Origin of the sequence: Actinocrinis sp. (assembly GCF_035938995.1) — a bacterium.
Lineage (GTDB): Bacteria > Actinomycetota > Actinomycetes > Streptomycetales > Catenulisporaceae > DASZGI01.
Genome location: NZ_DASZGI010000264.1, coordinates 1 through 3,092, shown reverse-complemented (window position 1 = coordinate 3,092; position 3,092 = coordinate 1). Strand labels below are relative to the sequence as shown.

Sequence of the window (3,092 nt, the reverse complement as noted above, 5' to 3'; positions counted from 1 at the left end):
CTCGTGTCGGTGGTCCTGCCCCTGTTACCGCATGCCCCGATGGTTACTGCTCGTCGAGGAACAGTCGGGTGTGCTTGAGGAACAGGTCGGGGTATTGGAAGTGGGCGCCGTGGTTGGCGTCGGGATAAATGATCAGCTGGGCGTTGGGCAGGAACTGCTGGAGGATGTACGAGTTGACGGTGGGGATGACGATGTCGTCGGTGCCGTTGACCACCAGTACGGGTGCGGTGATCGAGGTGAGGATCCGATAGGCCGGGTCCTTCGCGGCGCCGTAGGCCCCGATCGCGGTGCGCTGGGCGAGGACGGACTGCTCGGAGAAGGGCTCGTCGCGGTCCTTGCGGGCCACAATCCGATCCACGTAGTCGCGGCCCGCCTTCTGGCTGGTGTCGGTCGGCGCGAAAAGGATCGGCAGCCACATGTCCTGCTGCCGGGGGTAGGTCTTGGTGAACAATTCGGCGGTCTGCCGCGACGGCTGACCGACACGCTCTCCGCCCTTGGGGCCGGTGCCTACCAGCACGAGTCGGCGTGCCAGGTCCGGGCGCTGGATCGCCAACTCCTGGGCGACCAGCCCGCCCATCGAGTGGCCCAGCAGGTCGACCGTCGCGAGGCCCAGCGCCTCGATGAAGGCGGCCGCGTCCGTGGCCATCTGCTCGATCGTCTCGGGCACCAGGCCGCTGGTCGAGGCGACCCCGGTGTTGTTGAACAAGATGACCTCGCGGTCGGCGGCGAATCCGTCGCTCAGCGCCGGGTCGTGGTCATCGAGGTTGCCCATGAAGTGCTGGAAGAACACGATCGGGGTCCGCTCGGGAGCGCCGAAGCGGCGGTAGGCGAAGCGGATGCCGCCGGCCTCGACGAACTGCGTCGGGGCGGTGCCGTGCGTGTACTGCGTCATAGTGCTGCTTCTCCTGGGTGCGAGGGCGGTCGGCGCGTGCGGGAAGGCGGTAGGGGTCAGATGGCGGTTCGCCCGCCGTCGGCGGGAATCAGTGCCCCGGTCACATAGCCGGCGGCCGGGGAGGCGAGGAACGCAATCACGTCAGCGATCTCCTCGGCCTGCGCGGCGCGGGCGAGCAGGGTGGTGTCGCCGAGGGCTGTGATGCGCTCCTCCGCCGCGCCGCCGGTGTAGACCGGGCCGGGCGCGATGGTGTTGACTCGCACGCCGCGCGGACTGTACTCAGCGGCCCACGCGCGGGTGAACGCGGCCACCGCCGCCTTGGTCGCGCTGTAGGCGGCGCCCCCGGGCAGGCCGATCTGCCCGGCCATGCTGCCGAGGTTGACGATGCTGCCGCGGCCGCGCTCGGCCATCTTTGGCGCCAGCGCGGCCACCAGGAAATAGGCCGAGCGCACGTTGGCCGCGAACAGAGCGTCGAACGTCTCTGAGGTGAGTTCTGCGGTGGGACCGAACCAGGAGAACCCGGCGTTGTTGACCAGCACGTCCACGTCTCCGGCCGCCGCCGCCAACTGCTCGATCGCCTGGACGTCGGAAAGGTCGGCGGCAAGGAATTCGGCGCTTCCGCCGTTCTTCTCGATCTCCTCGACCACCGCGGCTCCCCGCTCGGCGTCCCGGCCGTGCACCAGCACGTGGAAACCGTCGTCGGCCAGCCGCACGGCGACTGCTCGGCCGATGCCTGACGTCGCGCCGGTTACCAGAGCGGTCCGGCGCGCATGCGTGTCGACGTTGTCCGTCATGATGGTCTCCCTCTGAGGAACAGACTGAGCACTTCATCGATGCCATGAAGCTAGACCGATCTGTCTATCGAAGTCAAGCGTCGTTGTGCGTCGCCGCCCTCCAACGGAAGGCCCGCCAAGTCCGCATACGACGTGCTTCAGAGTCGAAATATCCAGTTCAAATGCCCACTGCGCCCAAGCCAGGCACCGTGCCGCCCGGAATCTGAAGGCGAGAAAATGAACTAAGCGGTTCAGTCAACCTGGGTGCGAGCCCCCTAGACTGGGCGGTCTGGTACCGTGAGCGCATGGCAGAGGAAACGAAGACGCGGACGCCGGTTCGCGAGCGACTGCTGGCCGCTGCCGACGAGTTGTTCTACGCCGAGGGCGTGAACACGGTGGGCATCGACCAGGTGATCAAGAAGGCGGGCGTCGCCAAGGCATCGCTCTACAACACCTTCGGCAGCAAAGAGGAACTTGTCCGCGCGTATCTCCGGGGCCGGCACACGCGGACTCGCGAGCGCATGGCCCGGGAGCTCGAGGCGCGCTACCGCACGCCCCGCGAACGGCTGAGCGGCGTGTTCGAGGTACAGGGGCAGATATTCGCCGAGCCGGACTTCCGGGGGTGCGCGTTCATGTGCGCCAGCGCGGAGTCCGACACGAGCGAGGCCGTGGAGAAGGCGACCGAGGAATACCGGCTCTGGATGCATTCGCTCTTCCTCGACCTCGCCTACGCCGCAGGCGTCCCCGCGCCCGAAACCCTCGCCAGGCAACTTGTCGTGATCTACGACGGTGCCGGAGTGTCCGCGTGGCTGGATCGCGACCCCGGCGTCTCCACGTCCGCCGCCGATATCGCCAAGACCCTCGTCGACGCCGCCTTCGCACCGACGCCGACGCCGGATGCCGGGAAGCAGGGCACCGCTCGGCGTGCACGCGCTGCCGAGCCCGAACCTGCCAAGCCGAGCGTGTGACCGCTGCCCGGTCCGGCGTTCGTGCGCCTCGCCAGCCTGCCGGGCCGGGTAGCAAGGTGCCGACCAGGGTGGCCACTGCAACCTCTCGCGGCAGGCGCCGTCATCGTGCGGTGTGACCGGGCGTTTCATTCCCGCCGACGGTCTGGGCGGTGGTGATCTCAGCTCGCTTTCATTCCGTCGTGTGTCCACGTGGGCGGTCTATCAGCGTCAGCCGGTCGGCGCGGGTCATGCTGAGCTCTGCGAGTGCCTTCGCTGATGGGCTGCCCGCAGCTGCGGTGTAGACGACCAGCCGCAGGTCGTTGCGATGGACGGTGAGGATGTCGCAGTCCACGTGCAGCACGCCCAGTTCGGGATGCTCGATGGTCTTGCGTTCCTGCTCGTAGACACCGACGCGACGCGCCTCCCAGAGGCTGCGGAATCGCGGACTGGCCTCGCGCAGGTCGGCGACCAGCCGGGCCA

General features: G+C 68.0%; 3 protein-coding genes and 1 pseudogene. 1 reads left to right on the top strand and 3 read right to left on the bottom strand.

Annotation, left to right across the window (positions count from 1 at the left end):
* Positions 1-43: 43 nt before the first annotated feature.
* Together VGZ32_RS18445 and VGZ32_RS18440 are read right to left on the bottom strand one after the other, a co-directional pair.
* The gene (locus tag VGZ32_RS18445; protein WP_326887315.1) at positions 44-892 is read right to left on the bottom strand and encodes an alpha/beta hydrolase; all 849 of its coding nucleotides are present in this window, start codon (positions 890-892) and stop codon (positions 44-46) included.
* Positions 893-948: 56 nt separating this feature from the next.
* Positions 949-1,686, bottom strand: coding sequence for an SDR family NAD(P)-dependent oxidoreductase (locus VGZ32_RS18440; protein WP_326887314.1), 738 nt, complete (start codon positions 1,684-1,686; stop codon positions 949-951).
* Positions 1,687-1,970: 284 nt separating this feature from the next.
* On the opposite strand from VGZ32_RS18440, the gene VGZ32_RS18435 reads away from it, so the two are divergent.
* Positions 1,971-2,633, top strand: a complete 663-nt coding sequence (locus VGZ32_RS18435; protein WP_326887313.1) for a TetR/AcrR family transcriptional regulator — start codon at positions 1,971-1,973, stop codon at positions 2,631-2,633.
* Between the two features lie 169 nt (positions 2,634-2,802).
* Here the strand turns inward: VGZ32_RS18435 and VGZ32_RS18430 are convergent.
* Positions 2,803-3,092: pseudogene (locus tag VGZ32_RS18430) on the bottom strand (transcriptional regulator); the annotation flags it as partial.

Excerpts from the sequence above, each read along its gene's own strand:
- VGZ32_RS18445 (WP_326887315.1), bottom strand. The coding sequence starts at position 892 with ATGACGCAGTACACGCACGGCACCGCCCCGACGCAGTTCGTCGAGGCC.
- VGZ32_RS18435 (WP_326887313.1), top strand. The coding sequence starts at position 1,971 with ATGGCAGAGGAAACGAAGACGCGGACGCCGGTTCGCGAGCGACTGCTG.
- VGZ32_RS18440 (WP_326887314.1), bottom strand. The coding sequence starts at position 1,686 with ATGACGGACAACGTCGACACGCATGCGCGCCGGACCGCTCTGGTAACC.